Genomic DNA, 21,919 nt, shown 5'->3' on the forward strand with positions numbered 1-21,919 from the left:
GACTATCAATTCGACGTTGTTTTGATATTATTATGCTCAGATTTTGTGATTTGCGTCCTGGAGATACAGAGTGGGTAATAATTTGATGCAGACGGATCTTTCCGTCTGGGGCATGTATCAGCACGCCGATATTGTCGTGAAGTGCGTGATGATTGGTTTGATTCTGGCGTCAGTCGTCACCTGGGCTATCTTCTTCAGTAAAAGCGTTGAATTTTTCACGCAAAAGCGCCGCTTAAAGCGCGAACAACTGCAATTAGCCGATGCGCGCTCTTTAGATCAGGCTTCCGACATTGCGGCAGGTTTCAGCGCAAAAAGCCTCAGCGCACAGCTCATCAATGAAGCGCAGAATGAACTGGAACTCTCTCAGGGCAGCGAAGATAACGAAGGGATTAAAGAACGTACCGGCTTCCGTCTGGAACGTCGCGTAGCGGCAGTTGGCCGCTACATGGGACGAGGCAACGGTTATCTGGCGACGATCGGCGCCATTTCCCCCTTCGTCGGGTTGTTTGGCACCGTATGGGGCATTATGAATAGCTTCATCGGTATTGCGCAAACGCAGACCACCAACCTGGCGGTGGTTGCTCCTGGTATTGCGGAAGCGCTGCTGGCGACGGCGATTGGGCTGGTAGCCGCGATCCCGGCGGTCGTCATTTACAACATCTTCGCACGTCAGATAGGCAGTTACAAAGCGACGCTGGGCGACGTGGCGGCGCAGGTATTGCTGCTGCAAAGCCGCGATCTCGATCTGAATGCGAGCGCCAGTGCGCAGCCGGTACGCGCCGCGCAGAAATTACGGGTAGGGTAATGCGTCATGGCAATGCGTCTTAACGAGAACCTGGATGACAACGGCGAAATGCATGAAATCAACGTGACGCCGTTTATCGATGTCATGTTGGTTCTGCTGATTATCTTTATGGTGGCTGCGCCGCTGGCGACGGTGGACGTCAAGGTGAATCTGCCCGCTTCTACCAGTACGCCACAGCCGCGTCCGGAAAAACCGGTTTATCTGTCGGTGAAAGCGGATAACACCATGTTTATCGGTAACGATCCGGTGACGGATGATACGATGATTGCCGAGCTAACGGCCCTGACGGAAGGGAAAAAGGATACTACGATTTTCTTCCGCGCGGATAAAACCGTAGAGTATGAAACCCTGATGAAAGTGATGGATATGCTGCATCAGGCGGGCTATCTCAAAATTGGTCTGGTCGGCGAAGAGACCGCGAAAGCGAAATAAGTATTCTGCTGACGCTGTAGGCCGGGTAAGGCGAAGTCGCCACCCGGCTTTTTTTATTGCCTAAGATGGCGCCTTGCTTAACAGAATTGCGCCACCTTAATCGACTTCATGCGTTAGCCTAAATGTTCCCCGCCGCACACGCCGTGCACTTCTGCGGTAACGTAACTTGATTCCTGGCTTGCCAGATAGACATACACCGGCGCCAGCTCTGCCGGTTGACCGGCCCGCTTCATTGGCGTCTGCTGGCCAAACTGCGGAATTTTATCCTGTGTTTGGCCGCCGGAAATTTGCAGCGCTGTCCAGATAGGGCCAGGCGCGACAATATTCACGCGAATTCCTTTTTCCGCCACCTGTTTCGCCAGGCCGCGGCTGTAATTAAGGATTGCCGCCTTGGTTGCCGCATAATCCAGCAGGTGCGGACTGGGCTGATACGCCTGGATAGACGACGTTGTGATAATACTGGCGCCTTTTGGCAGCAGCGGAATCGCTTCCTGGGTTATCCAGAACAGGGCAAAAACGTTAACGGCGAAGGTTTGCTGAAATTGCTCGCTGGTCAGATCTTTTATCTCCGGGATTGCCGTCTGTTTACCGGCTACCAGCGCCAGAATGTCCAGCCCGCCCAGCGCTTCACGCGCCTTATGGACCAGCGAACGGGCGAAAGATTCGTCGCTAAGATCGCCTGGCAATAACACCGCTTTACGGCCGCACTCCTCAATCAGCGCTTTAACCTGCTGAGCGTCCTCTTCTTCCGCTGGCAGGTAGTTGATCGCGACATCTGCGCCTTCACGCGCGTAAGCGATAGCGGCAGCGCGCCCAATCCCGGAGTCGCCCCCTGTCACCAGCGCCTTACGATCTTTAAGGCGACCACTGCCGACATAACTTTTTTCACCACAGTCAGGAACAGGCGTCATTTTCGCCTGGACGCCGGGCGCCGGCTGTTTTTGCTTAGGATACTCGCCGGTGTAATACTGCGTGGTAGGGTCGTATAGATGAGACATTGAGCTTCTCCCTTCAGGTTGAACACCCTTTAAGCGTAGACACTTTTACTACCGTAAGAGGGAGAATCAGAACGATCCTTATGCTTCGCCCGTATTCACAACAGAGTTAACTAGCCATGAAGGTTATTTTTCTTGCCGTGCGACGGTGGTGACGTTGCGCGTCCGGTAGTCGCCATCGGAAAGCTTACGCGTCAGACGTAGGGTTGCCGTCTCGCGAGCCAGCAGATGCTGCCAGTCACTTTCAAGACGAGACATAATTTTGTCTCGTAATTCAGGATGCTGCTCGATAATGGCATTGATGGTCGCGCCATAAATCTCCTCTTTGACCTGTAACGCATACATCTCCCGTCGGTTTTGCCACTTCAGGCGTACTAACGCCGCCGGTATGGATACCACCTCCTGCGTTACCTTTTCCAGCGTGGCATTTTTGCTGGCGATTAGCGCTGCAAGATTTTGCTTTAAGATAAATTCATCACTTTTATGGTTGTCTAAAGCCAAATAAACGTTATTGTCTTCAACTTCTTTCATCTTTATCTTCCAGTGAATAAAATAGCGGCATATTGGTTTCGCGAGTGATTAAATTAAGCCAAATGGCATCGCCTTTTTCATTTATCATTGCGGTTTTATCCGCCAGTATTTTACTTAGCGTTTGGGCATCAATATCGCCTTCTGCCTGTAGTGCGTTTATCAGGCGGGCAAACGTTTCAATTTTAGCCACACAATACAGACGTTCTTTAATATGACGGTCGCGTTCTTCAAATAATACGTTTCTGTGTTGCCCGGCAGCGTTAGCGCTAATTAAAATATCGGGCTCGTAATCGCTGAGTTTTGTCTTTCCCTTAGGCAAATTTTTACTGTTTTCTGTGGCTTCAGGGAGCGGCGATGACAGGCGAAAATGAGAGGAAACCAGATGCTCAGGAAGCATGACTAAATATCCTTTACGATCAGTGGTATACTATTTTTAATAGTGTAGGTTTCGTTGACAATAACATGCTGTAATTTTAAAATCAAAAAAAATGGAGCCTGCTATGAACAGTATTTTTTATTCTGTTATTATATTGCTATTACTGACCGGCGCGATACTCTTCCTGATGTGGGAGGTTAATAAAAAACGTCCTGGTGGAAAAACCGTAAATTTAAATCAAACTGAACCCATGACAAAGGAAGAGGGCGAAGATCATTTCTCAGTATTAATGAATTCGATAACGCCGGTATGGTACTGGCGCGTTAACCATGAATATATCGATTTCCTTCATGCAACGATAAAACGAATGACAATGACTGAGTTGAATGAAACGCCAGGATTATTTGACGCACAGCGTCGTTGCAGCGACCTTAACTCTGCCGTTTATAAGTATTACGACAATATTAAGAAGCGTTGTCTGAACGGAGAAAAGGTGCCGTATTCGGATTTGGACGTCCTTAATTTACGCCAGTGTTTTCGCGAGTTCAGTCTTGAAGCCTACCCGGCATTGGTCGCGCTGGTATGGCCGGAATATCAGCGCCCGCAGGTTAACCCGGATGAGATTTAGAGCCTATCCCATTAGGGCTATTTTACTTGCCATTTTGGACCTGGGCAGTGCTCGCCAAAACGCGTTAGCGTTTTGAACGCCGCTAGCGGCGGCCCGAAGGGCGAGCGTAGCGAGTCAAACCTCACGTACTACGTGTACGCTCCGGTTTTTGCGCGCTGTCCGTGTCCAAACTGGCTGCGCCAATAACGCCTGGTGGGATAGGCTCTTAACTGGCATGTTGATCTGATGTTGCATGGTTGAGATATACTGTTGCTGGTTTTAGTTACCTGACAGGTCCCTATGGAACGCTTTCTTGAAAATGTAATGTATGCGTCTCGCTGGCTGCTCGCGCCGGTGTATTTTGGCCTCTCTTTGGCGCTGATCGCTTTAGCGCTAAAATTTTTCCAGGAAATTCTACACGTTCTGCCGAACGTTTTTGCCCTGGCGGAGGCCGATCTGATCCTGGTGCTGTTATCGCTGGTTGATATGACGCTGGTCGGCGGGTTGCTGGTAATGGTCATGTTCTCCGGGTATGAAAACTTTGTCTCTCAGCTGGATATCTCTGCGGGCAAGGAGAAGCTGAACTGGCTGGGGAAAATGGATGCGACGTCGCTAAAAAATAAGGTGGCGGCATCGATAGTCGCTATCTCTTCCATTCACCTGTTACGCGTGTTTATGGACGCGAAAAACGTCCCGGATAACAAATTAATGTGGTATGTCATCATCCATCTGACCTTTGTCCTGTCGGCGTTTGTGATGGGCTATCTGGACAGATTGACGCGGCATAACCATTGAGCCGCCGTCCACGGCGGGGCAGTCGGGCAAAGGATGCTGAGCCCGGCTGTAAAACAGCGCTTCTTTAACGGTGGATAACCGTCTCCCTGCAGCCTTACGCAATATTTTTACTACATCTATTCATTTACTCAGTAATAACACTGAAAGATTTTCTCTGCGTTCACAGATATATAACATCTGCGGGTACGTAAACGGCGATAACTGTAAAAAAATGGAGAATGCATTATATATTCTCCGCGCCTTGCCGATAACGAGAGTGCGTCATCGTCTGATGACTAATCTCTTATATTCAGCAAGGAAATTCATATGCGTTTGCTGCAAAACTTTACTATTCGTATGGTCATGCTGACGATACTGGGACTTTTTTGTCTACTCTGGTCGGGGGTGGGGTTATACAGCGTCCATGCTTTATCCGAAGTTTCGGAAGGAAATGATATTGACCGGCATCTTGTGCGGCAAATGACGGTGCTAAGCCAGGGTAACGATCAATATTTCCGCTTTGTTACCCGCCTTAGCCGCGCGATGGATGTAAAAATCGGCGGCGGCACGCCCGATTTTGCGCCCGCCCGGCAGTCGCTCGAGAATATGCGTCAGAAGCTGGAGGAGATGAAAGCGCTATCGCCAGGGCCGATGAACCCTGATATCTCAAGGGAGGTGTTGTCCAACTGGCAGGCCTTGCTGGAGAAAGGCGTCGTTCCTCAAATGCAACTGGCGCAGCAAGGATCGCTAACCGCCTGGAGCGAACATGCCAGTACGGTCACGCCCGCACTCAGTCGCGCGTTCGGCGCCAGCGCGGAACGGTTTAGTCATGAAGCTGGCGCCATGCTGGATAACACACGTGTGATGGTCGATGGTAAAACCTATACCATCCGCATCCTGCTTATCACGGCGGTGATTCTGGGCATTGCTATCCTGATTTTTACCGATCGCTATCTGGTTGCAATGATGGTGAAACCGCTGGAGCGCATCCGTCAGCAATTTCAGCGCATCGCGCAAGGCGATCTTAGCCAGCCGATTGAAGCGTTGGGGCGTAACTGCGTAGGCCGGTTGGTGCCGCTACTGCGCGCGATGCAGGACAGTTTACGCGAAGCCGTGAGTACGATCCGCGCCGGAAGCGACAATATCTGGCGCGGCGCGACGGAAATTTCTACCGGTAATAACGATCTCTCTTCCCGAACGGAAGAACAGGCCGCTGCGCTGGAAGAGACGGCCGCCAGCATGGAACAGCTTACCGCAACGGTAAAAATGAACGCCGAACACGCTCGCCAGGCGAGTCAGCTTGCGGATGCCGCCTCGCTAACGGCAGGAAAAGGCGGTGAACTGGTTTCCGATGTGGTAGAAACAATGAACGGTATTTCCGCCAGTTCGCAGCAGATCGCCGAAATTACTACCGTGATTAATAGTATTGCTTTCCAGACCAATATTCTGGCCTTGAACGCAGCGGTAGAAGCGGCCAGAGCGGGCGAGCAGGGACGCGGCTTCGCGGTGGTCGCCGGTGAGGTACGTAACCTGGCCAGCCGCAGCGCGGGGGCGGCGAAAGAAATTGAAGCCTTAATTGGCGAATCGGTACGTCGCGTAGCGCAGGGCGCGCAGTTGGTCCAGGAGACCGGCGCGACGATGGACGCCATCCTGCGCGGCGTCACGGAAGTGACGACGATTATGAAACAGATCGCGTCCGCCTCCGAAGAGCAGAGTAAAGGTATCTCTCAGGTTGGCGTGGCGATCACGCAAATGGATAGCGTTACGCAACAAAACGCCGCGCTGGTTGAGCAGGTTTCCGCGGCGGCGGCGGCGCTGGAACGGCAGACGGAGGATTTGCAACGCTCCGTACAGCAGTTCCGGCTTTCCGCTAGTGAGCCGCAACAACGCGTAACGGCGAAAGCGGCGCCTGGCGTTCAGAGAATGGCGTCGGCTCCCGCACAGTCTACTGATGAATGGGTTTCCTTCTGATGTGAAGCAAAAAAGCGCGTAATGCGCTGGCCTTCATTTAACTAGTCGCTATATAATTTATTATATAGCGACTAAGGAGGTCAGATGAATAATCATTTTGGGAAAGGGTTAATGGCTGGGTTGCACGCGCCATATGCATATAGCGCGCATCATGCGGTGAATTTCTGTTCTGAGTATAAACGTGGCTTTGTATTGGGTTTTACACACCGTATGTTCGAAAAGACCGGCGATCGTCAACTTAGCGCGTGGGAGGCCGGAATTCTGACGCGTCGCTATGGTCTGGATAAAGAAATGGTGATGGATTTCTTTAAAGAGAATCATTCCGGGATGGCGGTTCGCTTCTTTATGGCCGGTTATCGACTCGAAGGTTGATCCAACAGGGGTATTATCTTGCTTTAATTAATTACACTATCGCCTCTTCCCTTCGTTTTACTGTTCCGTCGAAGTATTATGGCGCACATAACCATAAAAAAAGTGTGGTAAATGGCGTACCGATCGCAATAACTTCTTCGCGAACAGTGCAAAATAAAAGCCAGGTCTTCGTAACGGAATAACTATAAAATGACTGGAGATAATACTCTCATCACTTCTCACGGCATTAACCGTCGTGATTTCATGAAGCTTTGTGCAGCACTGGCCGCTACTATGGGGCTCAGTAGCAAAGCCGCCGCAGAAATGGCAGAATCGGTATCCAATCCACAGCGTCCGCCCGTTATCTGGATTGGCGCTCAGGAGTGTACCGGTTGTACCGAATCACTGCTTCGTGCTACACACCCAACCGTTGAAAACCTCGTTCTGGAGACTATCTCTCTGGAATACCACGAGGTACTTTCCGCCGCATTCGGTCACCAGGTCGAAGAAAACAAACATAACGCTCTGGAGAAGTATAAAGGGCAATATGTTCTGGTGGTGGATGGTTCTATCCCACTAAAAGATAACGGTATCTACTGCATGGTTGCCGGCGAGCCGATCGTGGATCACATCCGCAAAGCCGCTGATGGCGCAGCCGCGATTATCGCTATCGGTTCCTGCTCGGCATGGGGCGGCGTTGCTGCGGCTGGCGTAAACCCAACCGGCGCTGTCAGTCTGCAGGAAGTCTTACCGGGCAAAACGGTTATCAATATTCCAGGTTGTCCGCCAAACCCGCATAACTTCCTGGCGACCGTCGCGCATATCATCACTTACGGCACGCCGCCGAAGCTGGATGCGAAAAATCGTCCAACCTTTGCCTATGGCCGTCTGATTCATGAGCATTGCGAACGTCGTCCACACTTCGACGCAGGCCGTTTTGCCAAAGAATTTGGCGACGAAGGCCACCGTCAGGGCTGGTGTCTCTACCATCTTGGCTGTAAAGGGCCGGAAACCTGGGGCAACTGTTCTACGTTACAGTTCTGTGACGTTGGCGGCGTCTGGCCAGTGGCGATCGGTCATCCTTGCTATGGCTGTAACGAAGAAGGTATCGGCTTCCATAAGGGCATTCACCAGCTTGCTCATGTCGAAAACCAAACTCCGCGTTCAGAGAAACCTGACGTCAATATGAAAGAAGGCGGCAATATCTCTGCGGGCGCTGTCGGTCTGCTTGGCGGCGTAGTCGGTCTGGTTGCCGGCGTCAGCGTGATGGCGGTACGTGAACTGGGGCGTCAGCAAAAGAAAGATAACGCTGACTCACGGGGAGAATAACCGTGAACAGACGTGACTTTATTAAAGCAGCCTCCGGTGGAGCATTGCTGTTGGGCGCCGCGCCGTCTGTCAGCCATGCGGCTGCAGAAAACCGTCCGCCGATTCCAGGTTCGCTGGGTATGCTGTATGACTCCACTCTGTGCGTGGGCTGTCAGGCCTGCGTCACAAAGTGTCAGGATATCAACTTCCCGGCGCGTAACCCGGAAGGGGAGCAGACCTGGTCGAACAACGACAAGCTGTCGCCGTATACCAATAACATTATTCAGGTATGGCGTAGCGGTACGGGCGTGAACAAAGATCAGGAAGAGAACGGCTATGCCTACATCAAGAAACAGTGTATGCACTGCGTCGATCCTAACTGCGTTTCCGTTTGCCCGGTGTCGGCGCTGAAAAAAGATCCGAAAACCGGCATCGTCCACTATGACAAAGATGTCTGCACCGGCTGCCGTTACTGTATGGTTGCCTGCCCGTACAACGTACCTAAGTACGACTACAACAACCCGTTTGGCGCGCTTCACAAGTGTGAGTTGTGTAACCAGAAAGGCGTTGAGCGTCTGGATAAAGGCGGTTTGCCTGGGTGTGTGGAAGTTTGTCCGGCAGGGGCCGTCATTTTTGGTACTCGTGAAGAGCTGATGGCGGAAGCGAAAAAACGTCTGGCCCTCAAACCAGGCAGTGAATATCACTATCCGCGCCAGACGTTGAAAACGGACGACACCTATCTGCATACGGTGCCTAAATACTACCCACACCTCTACGGTGAAAAAGAGGGCGGTGGTACTCAGGTGCTGGTGCTGACAGGCGTTCCTTATGAAGATCTGGATCTGCCGAAGCTGGATGACCTTTCAACCGGAGCGCGCTCCGAGCATGTTCAACACACGCTTTATAAAGGCATGATACTACCCCTGGCTGCGCTGGCGGGCTTAACCGTGCTGGTTCGTCGTAATAGCAAAAACGACCATCACGATGGAGGAGACGATCATGAGTCATGATCCAAAACCGCTGGGCGGAAAAATCATCAGTAAACCGGTCATTATTTTTGGACCGTTAATCGTCCTGTGTATGCTCCTTATCGTGAAGCGTCTGGTCTTCGGGTTGGGCTCCGTTTCCGACCTGAACGGCGGTTTCCCGTGGGGCGTCTGGATTGCCTTTGACCTGTTGATCGGCACCGGCTTTGCCTGCGGCGGTTGGGCGTTGGCATGGGCGGTGTATGTCTTTAACCGTGGGCAATACCATCCGTTGGTGCGCCCGGCGTTGCTGGCAAGCTTGTTTGGTTACTCGCTGGGCGGCCTGTCGATCACTATCGACGTCGGTCGTTACTGGAACCTGCCGTACTTCTACATTCCAGGTCACTTCAACGTGAACTCGGTACTGTTTGAGACGGCGGTCTGTATGACCATCTACATCGGCGTGATGGCGCTGGAGTTTGCGCCTGCCCTGTTTGAACGTCTGGGCTGGAAAGTGTCGCTCAAGCGTCTGAATAAGGTGATGTTCTTTATTATCGCGCTGGGCGCGCTGCTGCCGACGATGCACCAGTCCTCAATGGGGTCATTGATGATCTCGGCGGGCTATAAAGTGCATCCGCTATGGCAAAGCTATGAAATGCTGCCGCTGTTCTCGGTTCTGACCGCGTTTATCATGGGCTTCTCCATTGTCATATTTGAGGGGTCGCTGGTTCAGGCAGGCCTGAAAGGAAACGGTCCGGATGAGAAAAATTTGTTTGTTAAGCTGACGAATACCATCAGCGTGCTGCTGGCGATTTTCGTCGTCCTGCGCTTTGGCGAACTGATTTATCGCGACAAGCTGTCCTATGCGTTTGCCGGCGATTTTTACTCCGCTATGTTCTGGATTGAAGTCGTCCTGATGGTCTTCCCGTTAGTGGTACTGCGTGTGGCGAAACTGCGTAATGACTCTCGTATGCTGTACCTGTCGGCGCTGAGCGCGCTGTTGGGTTGCGCGACGTGGCGTCTGACCTATTCGCTGGTGGCATTCAACCCGGGTGGCGGCTACCACTACTTCCCAACCTGGGAAGAATTGTTGATTTCTATTGGTTTTGTGGCTATTGAGATTTGTGCATACATCGTACTCATTCGTCTACTGCCGATACTTCCTCCTTTAAAACAAAACGATCATAATCGTCATGAGGCGAGCAAAGCATGAGCCAGAGAATTACTATTGATCCGGTAACCCGTATTGAGGGTCATTTACGCATTGACTGCGAAATTGAGAACGGCGTCGTATCCAAAGCTTGGGCGTCCGGCACCATGTGGCGCGGTATGGAAGAGATCGTGAAGAACCGCGATCCGCGCGATGCGTGGATGATTGTGCAGCGTATTTGCGGCGTTTGTACGACAACTCACGCGATCTCCTCCGTTCGTGCGGCAGAAAGCGCGCTGAATATTGATGTTCCCGTCAACGCGCAGTATATCCGTAATATTATTCTGGCGGCGCATACCACCCATGACCACATTGTCCATTTCTACCAGCTCTCTGCGCTGGACTGGGTGGACATTACCTCTGCGCTGAAAGCCGATCCGGAAAAAGCTTCTGCGATGCTGGATGGCGTGTCGAGCTGGCACCTGAACAGCGCGCAAGAGTTCACGAAAGTTCAGAACAAGATCAAGGATCTTGTCGCCAGCGGTCAGTTAGGTATTTTCGCCAACGGCTACTGGGGGCACCCGGCAATGCAGTTACCGCCGGAGGTCAACCTGATTGCGGTCGCTCACTATCTGCAGGCGCTGGAATGTCAGCGTGACGCTAACCGCGTGGTGGCGTTGCTGGGCGGTAAATCGCCGCATATCCAGAACCTGGCGGTCGGTGGGGTGGCGAACCCGATCAATCTCGACAGCATCGGTACGTTGAACCTTGAACGCCTGATGTACATCAAATCGTTTATCGATAAGCTGAGCGATTTTGTCGAGCAGGTGTATAAAGTGGATACCGCAGTCATCGCGGCCTACTATCCGGAATGGCTGGAGCGCGGCAAAGGCGCGGTGAACTACCTGAGCGCGCCGGAATTCCCGACCGACGGTAAAAACGGCAGTTTCCTGTTCCCGGGCGGTTACATTACCAATGCCGATCTGTCGACATACCGTCCGATCACCTCTCACTCCGACGAGTTCCTGATTAAAGGTATTCAGGAGAGCGCGAAGCACGCCTGGTACAAAGATGAAGCGCCGCAGGCGCCGTGGGAAGGCACTACGATCCCGGCTTACGACGGTTGGTCGGATGACGGTAAATACTCATGGGTCAAGTCGCCGACATTCTACGGCAAAACCGTCGAAGTCGGGCCGCTGGCGAACATGCTGTGTAAACTGGCTGCAGGTCGTGAATCCACGCAGACCAAGCTCAATGAAATCATTGCGCTTTATCAGAAGCTGACCGGCAAAACGCTGGAAATGGCGCAACTTCACTCTACGCTGGGTCGTATCATCGGGCGTACCGTTCACTGTTGTGAACTGCAAAACGTATTGCAGGATCAATACAACGCGCTGATTGTAAATATCGGCAAAGGCGATTACACCACGTTTGTGAAGCCGAACATTCCGGCGACGGGCGAGTTCAAAGGCGTGGGCTTCCTGGAGGCGCCGCGCGGTATGCTGTCTCACTGGATGGTGATTAAAGACGGCATTATCAGTAACTATCAGGCGGTGGTGCCATCGACCTGGAACTCAGGTCCGCGTAACTTCAACGATGACGTGGGGCCGTACGAACAGTCGCTGGTCGGTACGCCGATCGCCGATCCGGCGAAGCCGCTGGAAGTGGTACGTACCATCCACTCCTTCGACCCTTGCATGGCGTGCGCGGTACACGTGGTGGACGCCGATGGCAATGAAGTGGTCTCGGTGAAGGTTTTGTAATGCGGATATTAGTCTTAGGGGTCGGCAATATTTTGCTGACCGATGAAGCCATCGGGGTGCGTATTGTTGAAGCGTTAGAGCAACGATACACCCTGCCGGATTTCGTTGAGATTCTGGATGGCGGTACGGCGGGAATGGAACTTCTTGGCGATATGGCGAATCGTGATCATTTGATCATTGCCGACGCCATCGTGTCGAAAAAGAACGCGCCGGGAACCATTATGGTACTGCGCGACGATGAAGTTCCGGCGCTGTTCACCAACAAAATCTCCCCCCATCAGCTTGGACTGGCCGACGTATTGTCGGCCCTCCGCTTTACCGGCGAGTTTCCGAAGAAACTGACCCTGGTCGGCGTTATTCCACAGTCGCTGGAACCGCACATCGGCTTAACGCCAACCGTAGAAGCGATGATTGAACCTGCGCTTGAGCAGGTTCTTGCTGCGCTGCGTGAATCCGGCGTCGAAGCAATTCCTAAGGAGACGGCGCATGTCTGAAACGTTTTCCGGATTCGACACGGCGCCCGTCGCCCGGGTTCAGGCGGCATTTGAAGAGATAGCCCATCGTTCGATGCACGATCTTTCGTTTCTGCATCCGACTATGCCTGTGCATGTCTCTGATTTTACGTTGTTTGAAGGACAATGGACGGGCACGGTAATTACGCCGTGGATGTTAAGCGCATTAATCTTCCCTGGCCCGGACCAGATCTGGTCCGGGCGTACCGTCGGTGAAAAACTCGGTCTGCAACTGCCTTATGGCACGATGACCTTTACCGTTGGCGAACTGGAAGGCGTTTCACAATATCTTGCCTGCTCGTTGATGTCGCCGCTTTCCCGTAGCCTGTCGCCGGAAGAGGGCGTCCGGCTGGCGGATGACTGCGCGCGGATGCTGTTATCCCTGCCGGTAAGCAATCCTGATGCGCCGCAGACAAGCCGGCGTGCGTTGCTGTTTGGCCGTCGGAGCTGTGAGAATGCATGAGCTGTCTCTTTGCCAAAGCGCCGTTGAAATTATTCAGCAGCAGGCAGAACAGCACGGCGTGGCGCGCGTCACCGGCGTATGGCTGGAGATAGGCGCGCTTTCGTGCGTTGAAGAGCGCGCGGTTCGTTTCAGCTTTGACATCGCCTGCCAGGGGACTTTAGCGCAAGGGTGCGAATTGCACATCGACTACAGACCGGCCCAGGCCTGGTGCTGGGATTGCAGTCAGGTGGTGGAAATTCTCAGGCATGACGCGCAATGTCCGCATTGTCATGGCGATCGCCTGCGGGTGGATACCGGCGATTCGTTGAAAGTAAAAAGTATTGAGGTCGAATAACCCGCATTTTATTTCAGGTGGTTAATTATGTGTATTGGCGTCCCCGGTCAGGTGCTGGCCGTCGGAGATGATATTCACCAGCTTGCGCAGGTGGAAGTGTGTGGCATCAAACGTGATGTCAATATTGCTCTGATTTGTGAAGGTAAGCCAGCCGATCTGATAGGGCAATGGGTATTGGTACACGTTGGTTTTGCCATGAGCATCATTGACGAAGACGAAGCGAAAGCCACGTTAGATGCGCTGCGCCGCATGGAGTACGACATCACCAGCGCGTGATCCCTTAATCACCTCTATTATATCGCTCTATAATCGTTATATAATTATTTATATATCGATTATGGGGCGAAACCTATGAATAAATTTTTGCGCCAGCTCTCTCTGCTGGCGTTGCTTTTTTGCTGGCCGTTAATGTCACAGGCGGCGCGTACTTTTACCGATCAAATTGGCCGCCAGGTCACGGTTCCGGACACCGTCGACAGAGTGGTGGTGCTCCAGCATCAAACGCTCAATCTCCTTGTACAGATGAATGCCACTGACAAAATCGTTGGGGTCATGGCGAACTGGAAACAGCAATTAGGCGACGGCTATGCGCGTCTGGCGCCGGAACTGGCGCAAAAAGCCTCGCTGGGCGATCTAACGCACGTTGATCCTGAAAAACTGGTGGCGCTGCGCCCGCAGGTGGTGTTTGTCACGAATTACGCTCCGCAGGAGATGATCGACAAGATCAGCCGTCTTGGCATTCCGGTAGTGGCGATTTCGCTGCGCCATGATATTGCTGGCGAGCAGGCTAAAATGAACCCGACCCTGGCCGATGAAGAGCAGGCTTATAATCGCGGGCTGCGTGAAGGAATAACGCTGATTGGCGATATCGTCAATAAACCGCAAGAGGCGAAAGCGCTGATTGAGGCGATGGATAAAGGTCGCAAGATGGTCAGCGACCGTTTGCAGTCGGTCCCTGAAAATGAGCGAGTTCGCGCCTATATGGCGAATCCGGAGCTGACCACCTACGGTTCCGGTAAATACACCGGTCTGATGATGGCCCATGCGGGGGCGCTGAATGTAGCGGCATCCTCGGTGAAAGGCTTTAAGCAGGTGACAATGGAGCAGGTGATCGCCTGGGATCCACAGGTGATCTTTGTCCAGAATCGCTATCCAAAGGTCGTCAATGAGATCCTGCACAATCCCCAGTGGCAGGTCATTGACGCGGTGAAGCATCATCGGGTTTACCTGATGCCGGATTATGCCAAAGCCTGGGGATATCCGATGCCGGAGGCGGTGGGAATCGGCGAACTGTGGATGGCGAAAAAACTCTATCCGGAAAAATTCCACGATATTGACATGCAAAAGGCCGCTAACGACTGGTATCAACGTTTTTACCGTACTGACTATCAGGGCGTACAATAATGCGAATACTGGCTGCGGGGAGCTTGCGCGTCGTCTGGCCGCAGCTAATGGCGGCGTTTCAGGCGGATGCGGTATGTGATTTCGGTCCGGCGGGGCTGTTACGTGAACGCATCGAAGCGGGCGAAGCGTGCGACTTTTTTGCTTCGGCGAACCTGGCGCATCCGCAGGCGCTGCTGGAAAGCGGGCGGGCGCTGCGGGTCGCGCCTTTTACGACGAACCGTTTGTGCCTGAGCGTGCGGGCACAGGCGATGCGTGAAGGCGAGGACTGGTTGTCGCTATTAACCCGGCGGGATCTGCGGATCGGCACCTCAACAGCAGGTTGCGATCCTTCCGGCGATTATACGCAGCAGCTTTTTTCGCGGATGGGCAAGGAGGGCGAAGCGGTCCGAAAACGCGCGGTAGCGCTGGTTGGCGGCAGGCAGACTTTGCCGTTACCGGCGGGCCGGCTGGCAGCGGAATGGCTCATCAATCATGATTACACCGATATCTTTATCGGCTATGCCAGCTATGCTCCCTGGCTACGGCAGGTTAATTCGCTGCGAGTGGTTGATATCCCGGAACCTTATAATCCCGTGGCTGAATATGGCTTTGCCTGCCTGAGCGAGCAGGGAAAAACGCTTGCCGACTTTTTACTGTCAGCACGGGCGAGGTTGATTCTCATGCAACATGGGTTTAGTGAAGCGCCGAATATGACGCACTCGCAGAACTGATAAGCGAAGCGTCAGCAGGGAATACCATGCCGGATGACGACATTACTACCCCATCCGGCATTATGGTTTAACTTTGACGTTTATCTTCGGTATGGTTTTCGAAGTCGCTGGCGTCATGGCGTTCGTGAAGCTGTTCGTTCAATGGGCCGTTGGTCCGGTTGACAATGCGCCCCCGCTTTACCGCCGGACGTTCGGCTACCTGTTTCGCCCAGCGTTGTACGTTTTGATAACTTCCGGCATCCAGAAACTCCGCTGCATCATAGACATTCCCCAGCACCACGTTGCCGAACCACGGCCAGATGGCCATATCGGCAATAGTGTACTCTTCTCCCGCGACATACGGGTGGTGAGCTAACTGCTTATCCAGCACGTCCAGCAGACGCTTGGCTTCCATGGTGAAGCGATTAATGGCGTACTCAATTTTTACCGGCGCATAATGATAGAAATGACCGAAACCGCCACCGAGGAACGGCGCCGCGCCCTGTAGCCAGAACAACCAGTTAAGGGTTTCTGTGCGCTTAGCCAGATCCTGCGGCAGGAAATGGCCAAACTTATCCGCCAGATAAACAAGAATTGCGCCCGACTCAAAAACTCGAATCGGCGGGTTGTGTGAGTTATCGCGCAGCGCCGGGATTTTTGAGTTCGGATTGATGTCAACAAAGCCGCTGGAGAACTGATCGCCCTCGCCGATGCGAATCAACCAGGCGTCATATTCGGCGCCGGTCACGCCCAGCGCCAGGAGCTCTTCCAGCATAATAGTCACTTTCTGGCCGTTAGGCGTCCCCAGCGAATAAAGCTGTAACGGATGTTTGCCGACGGGCAGCGTTTTGTCGTGCGTCGGGCCGGAAACCGGGCGATTAATGTTAGCGAACGCGCCGCCGCCGGATTTATCCCACGTCCAGACTTTTGCGGGTTGATAAGTATTATCTGCCATATTGACCTGCCTTCACAGTGGTGGTGTTGAAGCAGTGTAGCAGCTTGCTAACCGGACATTTAACCGATTGGGACATTCCGGCGAGTGAAATTTTAACCTTCTGGCCTCAGTGTGCCTTATTGAGGTGTATGATTATGTCGACCTCTGTCCGGTTAGTGTCACAGAGCAGACAATCAGAGCGAAATCACGCCAGGCTGCTCAGGCGGTCTTGTTTTGAGGTAAGTGCATGAGCAAAGGAACCACCAGTCAGGATGCCCCCTTCGGGACATTATTGGGTTACGCCCCCGGCGGCGTAGCGATCTACTCTTCAGATTACAATTCCCTCGATCCGTGGGACGACGACGACGCAGCTTTTCGTAGCTACATCGACGATGAATACATGGGGCATAAATGGCAGTGCGTGGAATTTGCCCGCCGTTTTCTCTTTCTGAATTATGGCGTTGTTTTTACTGACGTCGGCATGGCCTGGGAAATCTTCTCGCTACGTTTTCTGCGCGAGGTCGTGAATGACAATATTTTGCCTTTGCAGGCCTTCCCGAACGGTTCGCCGCGCGCGCCGGAGGCCGGGGCGCTGCTCATCTGGCAAAAGGGCGGCGAGTTTAACGAAACCGGGCACGTCGCGATTATCACCCAACTCCTGGATAACAAAATTCGTATTGCTGAGCAAAACGTTATCCACACGCCATTGCCGCCAGGGCAGCAGTGGACTCGCGAACTGGAAATGGTCGTAGAAAACGGGTGTTACACCCTGCGCGACACCTTTGATGACACGACGATTTTAGGCTGGATGATCCAGACCGACGACACGCAATACAGTTTGTCACAGCCTGACATCGCGAATCAGTCGCTGGCGATTCGCGGCGCAAGACTGCCAGAGAAAGGTCAGTTTGACGGTCAGTGGCTGGATGAGCGCGATCCGTTACAAAAAGCCTATGTACAGGCGAACGGGCACGTTATCAATCAGGACCCGTACCAGTATTTTACCATCACCGAGAGCGCTGAACAGGAGCTTATCAAAGCGACCAATGAGTTGCATTTGATGTACCTGCACGCCACGGACAAAGTTTTAAAAGACGATAATCTGCTGGCGCTATTCGATATCCCCAAAATTCTTTGGCCGCGTCTGCGCCTCTCCTGGCAGCGCCGTCGTCACCATATGATCACCGGTCGTATGGATTTCTGCATGGATGAACGCGGGCTGAAAGTCTATGAATACAATGCCGATTCCGCATCATGCCATACCGAAGCGGGATTAATTCTCGAAAAATGGGCTGAGCAGGGCTATACCGGTAAAGGGCATAACCCGGCAGAGGGCTTAATTAACGAGCTGGCAGGCGCCTGGAAACACAGTAAAGCGCGTCCTTTCGTCCATATCATGCAGGATGATGATATCGAGGAGGACTATCACGCGCAGTTTATGCAGCAGGCGCTGCATCAGGCCGGCTTCGCGAGCAAAATCCTCCGCGGGCTGGGCGAGTTGCGCTGGGATGACGCCGGGCAGTTGATCGATGGCGACGGACGGCTGGTGAATTGTGTCTGGAAAACCTGGGCGTGGGAAACGGCGATGGAGCAGATACGCGAAGTCAGCGAGACGGAGTATGCCGCAGTGCCTATTCGTACCGGGCACCCGGAAAATGAAGTCCGGCTGATTGATGTATTACTGCGCCCGGAAGTGTTGGTGTTTGAACCGCTGTGGACGGTGATCCCGGGCAACAAAGCGATCCTGCCTATCCTGTGGTCGCTGTTCCCGCATCATCGCTATTTGCTCGACACGGATTTTACCGTTAACGATGAGCTGGTGCAGACCGGCTATGCGGTAAAACCGATAGCCGGACGTTGCGGTAGTAATATCGATTTGGTGAGCCATCAGGAAGAGCTACTGGATAAAACCAGCGGCAAGTTCGCCACGCAGAAAAATATCTATCAGCAGTTGTGGTGCCTGCCGAAGGTCGCCGGGAAGTATATTCAGGTCTGTACGTTTACCGTGGGCGGTAACTACGGCGGTACGTGCCTGCGCGGCGATGATTCATTAGTCATTAAAAAAGAGAGCGATATTGAACCGTTAATCGTCATCAAAGCGTAACGGGGTCATTCTCGTCGGGATATCGGCGTGGGTGCCGATATCCCGCCTGTTGTGTTTACCAGCGAAGGGCTATCAGCCTGCCATTTACTGGTAACATATGAGAAATAATATCACAAATTATTCTTAACTTTTCTGACGCAGGCGGTGACGCTCGCCTCGTTGGCGCATCCGTTTCCTGATTTTCGACTAATCGATACTTTTTGCGGCTGGTTACGCTGCCCCCATTCCTTTGGATTTAGGTCATGCCTGTTTGGCTGGTAAACGGACAGCATAATATATTGATGAGTCCAAATGATATTATTGGTCATATAAAAAGTTTACGTTAGGTTATTTTTCTATTGCAAAAGTTTGCGTTTAAACCCTGTTTGCAATCTTCGGGCCGAGATATAGATACACCTAAGTAAATGCAGTTAATTATTATTCAGCTATTATTGTCAGCCTTGTAAATAATATTTCCGTATAAAGCGAAGCGACTTCCATCATGACTATTAATGGTATTGTTGAATAGTTTACCTTGTAATTATTTAAGTTTGGTGGACGTTTTGTCTTATTCTGGTGAGCGTATGGTTATGGCAGATGACAGCCGATTTTTCATTATGTTAGCATGAGTTGATAATACTTTATCCAGGCATAGATCAGGATGTCCACATATAATAAGGAGAATGGTATATGTTTAAAAAAGTATTAGGCTTGCGCCACTGGAATAATAATGTTGTCAAAATACCGCCGCCAGCAGCAGAATCTGGCGCTAATGCGTCTGACGTGGTGGTGGATACTCCTGAGCCTTATGAGCGGATACTGTGTCAAAAAATTCTGATGGGGATCTCGACGATCGATATCATTCGTAATGCCATCATTAAATCCTGTGAGCAGCTCAACATTGAAAAAGAACGCATTAATGAACTTAATGAACAGAATGATAAAGCCAGAAGTTCATTAAAATCGCTCGTGGAATTTATCACCGAAATTGGCACGACTTCATCGGATATTGGCTGTCGTATGGGCGACTTAAATACCTCCTTAACGCAAATTAATGCGTGTATTAAAGAGATACAGAAGATCGCTAACCAGACCAATTTGATAGCGATTAACTCCGCGATCGAGGCCGCGCGCGTAGGGGATGCCGGGCGTGGTTTTAGCGTTATTTCGAAAGAGGTGAAAAACCTGTCCGAAGATGTTAAACACAGTTCGAAAAGCGTCAGTACGTTAACCTCTGTAATCAAAGATAATACGGCCAGAGTGAGTGAGGTGCTGGATAACCAACAGCCGGTTATTGATAATATTACGACTAACATAAATCAAATTGTGGAGTCTATTGGCATCGTCATCGATAAATCGCTGAGCATGAAATCGGTCATGCAGTACATCTCTACGGTGCAGTTTTTGAATATTGTCAAAGTTGACCATGTTATCTGGAAAATGGAAGTCTACAAATTACTCTTAAATAAAGACATAAACAGTAAAATAACGATGCACGATCAGTGTCGGCTGGGGAAATGGTACTACGGTTTTGAAGGGCAGCAGTTTAGCAATTACTACAGTTTCCGTAGTCTGGAAGCGCCGCATAAAGAGGTGCATACCGCTGGTCACTCTGCGCTGAACTATTTTGCCGCAGGCGATATGAATGCGATGTCGCAAGAACTCGACAGAATGGAGCGATCCAGTAATGAGGTGGTTAACCAGCTGGAAATGCTGGCTGTCGATTTGTTAAAAGAAACCACACTGTGAAGTCATAAGTTATTACCGTATAACCCACAGGATCCATCATCAACAGGACTGATGTATCACTCTTTCTGCACTGGAGTTATTCCGGACAGAGAAAAAAAGCATGACGCAGAAGATGGCTGTGTTTGTTTACCCGAATCACTTACCTTAGTAAGTGATTCGGGATTAATCAGTAACCTCTTTGCTTTTTATCGGCGGCCAGACTTTGGCTGGAAAAGTGCGTTACTGCTAAATTTCTCACTCTCTTACCGCCTTCCTGCCTCTCAAAATACCTGAAACCTGTGCTCACAGATTAATAGCGATTATTTAATCGTGAAATAACGTTGGGCATTATTGAAGCAGATATCCTGAACCATACGGCTTAGCATCGCTTCATCATCAGGAATCTCTCCGTCCTGCGCCCACTGTCCCAGCAGGTTACAGAGAATACGACGGAAATATTCATGTCGCGTATAAGAAAGGAAACTGCGGGAGTCGGTCAGCATCCCGACAAACTGACTTAACAGTCCCATTTGCGACAGTTGCTCCAGTTGGCGCAGCATACCGTCTTTCTGATCGTTAAACCACCAGCCGGAACCAAACTGCACTTTTCCGGCAATTCCCGGCCCCTGGAAGTTACCGATCATGGTCGCCAGGACTTCGTTATCACGTGGGTTCAGGCAATAGAGGATAGTCTTGGGCAGTTCATTGGTCACATCCATACTGTCGAGCAAACGGGAGAGCGCCCAGCTAATGTTATTATCGCCAATGGAGTCAAAGCCGGTATCCGGCCCCAGCAGGCGGAACATTCGGGTATTATTGTTACGGATCGCGCCAATATGTAGCTGCATCACCCAGCCGCGCGCGGCGTACTGGCGGCCCAGCCAGACCAGCACCGCCGTGGTAAACTGGGCGATCTCAAGTTCGCTCAGCGTTTCGCCAGCCAGACGTTTGCCCAGAATGGCGTCAAGCTGCGCGTCGTCGGGCACCGGCGCAAATCGCAGCGTTTCAATGCCATGATCCGACGCGCGGCAGCCGCAGGCGGCGAAATGGTCGAGGCGGCGAGTGAGCGCCTGACGTAAATCGTCGAAACGGGTAATGCTGACATCTGCCGCCGCTTCCAGTTTCCTCAGGTAATCGACAAAGCCGTCCAGTTCGATTTTGAAAACTTTGTCGGGGCGCCAGCTTGGCGCGACTTCAATATCAATGCTGTCGTCGGCGGCTATCTGGCGGTGATATTCCAGAGAATCTATCGGGTCGTCGGTGGTTCCGACCATCCGCACATTCATCTGCTGCATAATACCGCGCGCGGAAAAGGCCGGCGTCGCCAGTTTCTCATTACACTGCGTCCAGATACTTTCTGCGGTATCCGGTCCGAACAGCGTACCTGTAATGCCAAATGGACGGCGTAGTTCAAGGTGCGTCCAGTGATACAGCGGATTACCCAGCGTTTTTGGTACGGTATTGGCCCAGGCCATATATTTTTCATAATCGCTGGTCTCTTTGCCGGTGATCAGCGACTCATCCACGCCTGCGCTTCGTAGCGCTCGCCATTTATAGTGGTCGCCTTCCAGCCAGATCTGACCGAGGTTATCGAAACGGCGATCGTCGGCGATTTCCTGCGGACTTAAATGGCAGTGGAAGTCATAAATCGGCATGGGCGCGGCGTATTTATGGTACAGCGTGCGGGCAATGTCGTTTTTCAGTAGAAAATCTTCAGTCATAAACGTAGCCATGATTTATCTCC

General features: G+C 52.0%; 23 protein-coding genes. 18 read left to right on the forward strand and 5 right to left on the reverse strand.

The window, feature by feature from the left end:
• Positions 1-70: 70 nt before the first annotated feature.
• Complete coding sequence (gene exbB, locus QEN31_RS03450; protein WP_000527859.1) at positions 71-805, forward strand: tol-pal system-associated acyl-CoA thioesterase; 735 nt, start codon at positions 71-73, stop codon at positions 803-805.
• A 6-nt stretch (positions 806-811) separates the two neighbouring features.
• Entirely contained in the window at positions 812-1,237 is a 426-nt protein-coding gene (exbD, locus tag QEN31_RS03455; RefSeq protein ID WP_001251476.1) for a TonB system transport protein ExbD, read from the forward strand.
• A gap of 113 nt (positions 1,238-1,350) precedes the next feature.
• Here the strand turns inward: exbD and QEN31_RS03460 are convergent, their stop codons facing one another.
• The 3 genes from QEN31_RS03460 to QEN31_RS03470 all read right to left on the reverse strand — a co-directional run bounded on the left by QEN31_RS03460 (position 1,351) and on the right by QEN31_RS03470 (position 3,160).
• Complete coding sequence (locus QEN31_RS03460; protein WP_000019032.1) at positions 1,351-2,235, reverse strand: SDR family oxidoreductase; 885 nt, start codon at positions 2,233-2,235, stop codon at positions 1,351-1,353.
• 123 nt (positions 2,236-2,358) lie between these two features.
• The gene (locus QEN31_RS03465) at positions 2,359-2,763 is read right to left on the reverse strand and encodes a hypothetical protein (protein WP_000665657.1); all 405 of its coding nucleotides are present in this window, start codon (positions 2,761-2,763) and stop codon (positions 2,359-2,361) included.
• The gene (locus QEN31_RS03470) at positions 2,750-3,160 is read right to left on the reverse strand and encodes a hypothetical protein (RefSeq protein ID WP_064239872.1); all 411 of its coding nucleotides are present in this window, start codon (positions 3,158-3,160) and stop codon (positions 2,750-2,752) included. The genes QEN31_RS03465 and QEN31_RS03470 overlap by 14 nt, the downstream gene beginning before the upstream one ends.
• Before the next feature lie 103 nt (positions 3,161-3,263).
• Between QEN31_RS03470 and QEN31_RS03475 the strand changes: the two genes are divergently transcribed.
• The 14 genes from QEN31_RS03475 (at position 3,264) to QEN31_RS03540 (ending at position 15,451) form a co-directional block, all read left to right on the forward strand.
• Positions 3,264-3,767 carry an ESA_00282 family adhesion-associated protein gene (locus QEN31_RS03475; protein ID WP_001736383.1) on the forward strand — a complete coding sequence of 168 codons (504 nt, stop codon included), beginning with the start codon at positions 3,264-3,266 and terminating at the stop codon, positions 3,765-3,767.
• A gap of 279 nt (positions 3,768-4,046) precedes the next feature.
• Positions 4,047-4,541 carry a TIGR00645 family protein gene (locus QEN31_RS03480; RefSeq protein ID WP_000439335.1) on the forward strand — a complete coding sequence of 165 codons (495 nt, stop codon included), beginning with the start codon at positions 4,047-4,049 and terminating at the stop codon, positions 4,539-4,541.
• A gap of 306 nt (positions 4,542-4,847) precedes the next feature.
• Positions 4,848-6,491, forward strand: a complete 1,644-nt coding sequence (locus QEN31_RS03485; RefSeq protein ID WP_001238434.1) for a methyl-accepting chemotaxis protein — start codon at positions 4,848-4,850, stop codon at positions 6,489-6,491.
• 84 nt (positions 6,492-6,575) lie between these two features.
• The gene (locus tag QEN31_RS03490) at positions 6,576-6,863 is read left to right on the forward strand and encodes a DUF2623 family protein (protein ID WP_001059119.1); all 288 of its coding nucleotides are present in this window, start codon (positions 6,576-6,578) and stop codon (positions 6,861-6,863) included.
• Between the two features lie 189 nt (positions 6,864-7,052).
• A complete protein-coding gene (gene hybO, locus QEN31_RS03495) occupies positions 7,053-8,171 on the forward strand; it encodes a hydrogenase 2 small subunit (protein ID WP_000145429.1) in 1,119 nt (372 codons plus the stop codon).
• A gap of 2 nt (positions 8,172-8,173) precedes the next feature.
• Positions 8,174-9,160 carry a hydrogenase 2 operon protein HybA gene (hybA, locus tag QEN31_RS03500; protein WP_001081721.1) on the forward strand — a complete coding sequence of 329 codons (987 nt, stop codon included), beginning with the start codon at positions 8,174-8,176 and terminating at the stop codon, positions 9,158-9,160.
• Positions 9,150-10,328 carry a Ni/Fe-hydrogenase cytochrome b subunit gene (gene hybB, locus QEN31_RS03505; RefSeq protein WP_000017678.1) on the forward strand — a complete coding sequence of 393 codons (1,179 nt, stop codon included), beginning with the start codon at positions 9,150-9,152 and terminating at the stop codon, positions 10,326-10,328. Before hybA ends, hybB begins: the two co-directional genes overlap by 11 nt.
• Positions 10,325-12,028, forward strand: a complete 1,704-nt coding sequence (gene hybC / locus QEN31_RS03510; RefSeq protein ID WP_000083045.1) for a hydrogenase 2 large subunit — start codon at positions 10,325-10,327, stop codon at positions 12,026-12,028. The genes hybB and hybC overlap by 4 nt, the downstream gene beginning before the upstream one ends.
• A complete protein-coding gene (locus QEN31_RS03515) occupies positions 12,028-12,522 on the forward strand; it encodes a HyaD/HybD family hydrogenase maturation endopeptidase (protein WP_001221960.1) in 495 nt (164 codons plus the stop codon). The genes hybC and QEN31_RS03515 overlap by 1 nt, the downstream gene beginning before the upstream one ends.
• The gene (hybE, locus tag QEN31_RS03520) at positions 12,515-13,003 is read left to right on the forward strand and encodes a hydrogenase-2 assembly chaperone (protein WP_099949607.1); all 489 of its coding nucleotides are present in this window, start codon (positions 12,515-12,517) and stop codon (positions 13,001-13,003) included. The genes QEN31_RS03515 and hybE overlap by 8 nt, the downstream gene beginning before the upstream one ends.
• Positions 12,996-13,337: a hydrogenase maturation nickel metallochaperone HypA gene (gene hypA / locus QEN31_RS03525; protein WP_000544945.1), complete on the forward strand. Its 342-nt coding sequence runs from the start codon at positions 12,996-12,998 to the stop codon at positions 13,335-13,337. Before hybE ends, hypA begins: the two co-directional genes overlap by 8 nt.
• Positions 13,338-13,364: 27 nt before the next feature.
• Positions 13,365-13,613, forward strand: coding sequence for a hydrogenase maturation factor HybG (gene hybG / locus QEN31_RS03530; RefSeq protein WP_000334887.1), 249 nt, complete (start codon positions 13,365-13,367; stop codon positions 13,611-13,613).
• A gap of 75 nt (positions 13,614-13,688) precedes the next feature.
• The gene (locus QEN31_RS03535; protein WP_001032007.1) at positions 13,689-14,741 is read left to right on the forward strand and encodes an ABC transporter substrate-binding protein; all 1,053 of its coding nucleotides are present in this window, start codon (positions 13,689-13,691) and stop codon (positions 14,739-14,741) included.
• The gene (locus tag QEN31_RS03540) at positions 14,741-15,451 is read left to right on the forward strand and encodes a molybdate ABC transporter substrate-binding protein (RefSeq protein WP_001220944.1); all 711 of its coding nucleotides are present in this window, start codon (positions 14,741-14,743) and stop codon (positions 15,449-15,451) included. The genes QEN31_RS03535 and QEN31_RS03540 overlap by 1 nt, the downstream gene beginning before the upstream one ends.
• Positions 15,452-15,518: 67 nt before the next feature.
• Here the strand turns inward: QEN31_RS03540 and yghU are convergent, their stop codons facing one another.
• Entirely contained in the window at positions 15,519-16,385 is an 867-nt protein-coding gene (yghU, locus tag QEN31_RS03545) for a glutathione-dependent disulfide-bond oxidoreductase (RefSeq protein WP_000774852.1), read from the reverse strand.
• A gap of 226 nt (positions 16,386-16,611) precedes the next feature.
• Here yghU and gss point away from each other — a divergent pair, with 226 nt between their 5' ends.
• Positions 16,612-18,468, forward strand: a complete 1,857-nt coding sequence (gss, locus tag QEN31_RS03550) for a bifunctional glutathionylspermidine amidase/synthase (RefSeq protein WP_000033690.1) — start codon at positions 16,612-16,614, stop codon at positions 18,466-18,468.
• Between the two features lie 669 nt (positions 18,469-19,137).
• Entirely contained in the window at positions 19,138-20,196 is a 1,059-nt protein-coding gene (locus QEN31_RS03555) for a methyl-accepting chemotaxis protein (protein WP_000475246.1), read from the forward strand.
• A 299-nt stretch (positions 20,197-20,495) separates the two neighbouring features.
• Here the strand turns inward: QEN31_RS03555 and uxaC are convergent, their stop codons facing one another.
• The gene (gene uxaC / locus QEN31_RS03560) at positions 20,496-21,908 is read right to left on the reverse strand and encodes a glucuronate isomerase (RefSeq protein WP_000190182.1); all 1,413 of its coding nucleotides are present in this window, start codon (positions 21,906-21,908) and stop codon (positions 20,496-20,498) included.
• Between the last annotated feature and the right edge of the window lie 11 nt (positions 21,909-21,919).

The sequence above is a fragment of the Salmonella sp. SA15303 genome (assembly GCF_029962125.1).
Classification (GTDB): Bacteria; Pseudomonadota; Gammaproteobacteria; order Enterobacterales; family Enterobacteriaceae; genus Salmonella; species Salmonella enterica.

Excerpts from the sequence above, each read along its gene's own strand:
- exbD (WP_001251476.1), top strand. The coding sequence starts at position 812 with ATGGCAATGCGTCTTAACGAGAACCTGGATGACAACGGCGAAATGCAT.
- QEN31_RS03460 (WP_000019032.1), bottom strand. The coding sequence starts at position 2,235 with ATGTCTCATCTATACGACCCTACCACGCAGTATTACACCGGCGAGTAT.
- QEN31_RS03465 (WP_000665657.1), bottom strand. The coding sequence starts at position 2,763 with ATGAAAGAAGTTGAAGACAATAACGTTTATTTGGCTTTAGACAACCAT.
- QEN31_RS03470 (WP_064239872.1), bottom strand. The coding sequence starts at position 3,160 with ATGCTTCCTGAGCATCTGGTTTCCTCTCATTTTCGCCTGTCATCGCCG.
- QEN31_RS03475 (WP_001736383.1), top strand. The coding sequence starts at position 3,264 with ATGAACAGTATTTTTTATTCTGTTATTATATTGCTATTACTGACCGGC.
- QEN31_RS03480 (WP_000439335.1), top strand. The coding sequence starts at position 4,047 with ATGGAACGCTTTCTTGAAAATGTAATGTATGCGTCTCGCTGGCTGCTC.
- QEN31_RS03485 (WP_001238434.1), top strand. The coding sequence starts at position 4,848 with ATGCGTTTGCTGCAAAACTTTACTATTCGTATGGTCATGCTGACGATA.
- QEN31_RS03490 (WP_001059119.1), top strand. The coding sequence starts at position 6,576 with ATGAATAATCATTTTGGGAAAGGGTTAATGGCTGGGTTGCACGCGCCA.
- hybO (WP_000145429.1), top strand. The coding sequence starts at position 7,053 with ATGACTGGAGATAATACTCTCATCACTTCTCACGGCATTAACCGTCGT.
- hybB (WP_000017678.1), top strand. The coding sequence starts at position 9,150 with ATGAGTCATGATCCAAAACCGCTGGGCGGAAAAATCATCAGTAAACCG.
- hybC (WP_000083045.1), top strand. The coding sequence starts at position 10,325 with ATGAGCCAGAGAATTACTATTGATCCGGTAACCCGTATTGAGGGTCAT.
- QEN31_RS03515 (WP_001221960.1), top strand. The coding sequence starts at position 12,028 with ATGCGGATATTAGTCTTAGGGGTCGGCAATATTTTGCTGACCGATGAA.
- hybE (WP_099949607.1), top strand. The coding sequence starts at position 12,515 with ATGTCTGAAACGTTTTCCGGATTCGACACGGCGCCCGTCGCCCGGGTT.
- hypA (WP_000544945.1), top strand. The coding sequence starts at position 12,996 with ATGCATGAGCTGTCTCTTTGCCAAAGCGCCGTTGAAATTATTCAGCAG.
- hybG (WP_000334887.1), top strand. The coding sequence starts at position 13,365 with ATGTGTATTGGCGTCCCCGGTCAGGTGCTGGCCGTCGGAGATGATATT.
- QEN31_RS03535 (WP_001032007.1), top strand. The coding sequence starts at position 13,689 with ATGAATAAATTTTTGCGCCAGCTCTCTCTGCTGGCGTTGCTTTTTTGC.
- QEN31_RS03540 (WP_001220944.1), top strand. The coding sequence starts at position 14,741 with ATGCGAATACTGGCTGCGGGGAGCTTGCGCGTCGTCTGGCCGCAGCTA.
- yghU (WP_000774852.1), bottom strand. The coding sequence starts at position 16,385 with ATGGCAGATAATACTTATCAACCCGCAAAAGTCTGGACGTGGGATAAA.
- gss (WP_000033690.1), top strand. The coding sequence starts at position 16,612 with ATGAGCAAAGGAACCACCAGTCAGGATGCCCCCTTCGGGACATTATTG.
- QEN31_RS03555 (WP_000475246.1), top strand. The coding sequence starts at position 19,138 with ATGTTTAAAAAAGTATTAGGCTTGCGCCACTGGAATAATAATGTTGTC.
- uxaC (WP_000190182.1), bottom strand. The coding sequence starts at position 21,908 with ATGGCTACGTTTATGACTGAAGATTTTCTACTGAAAAACGACATTGCC.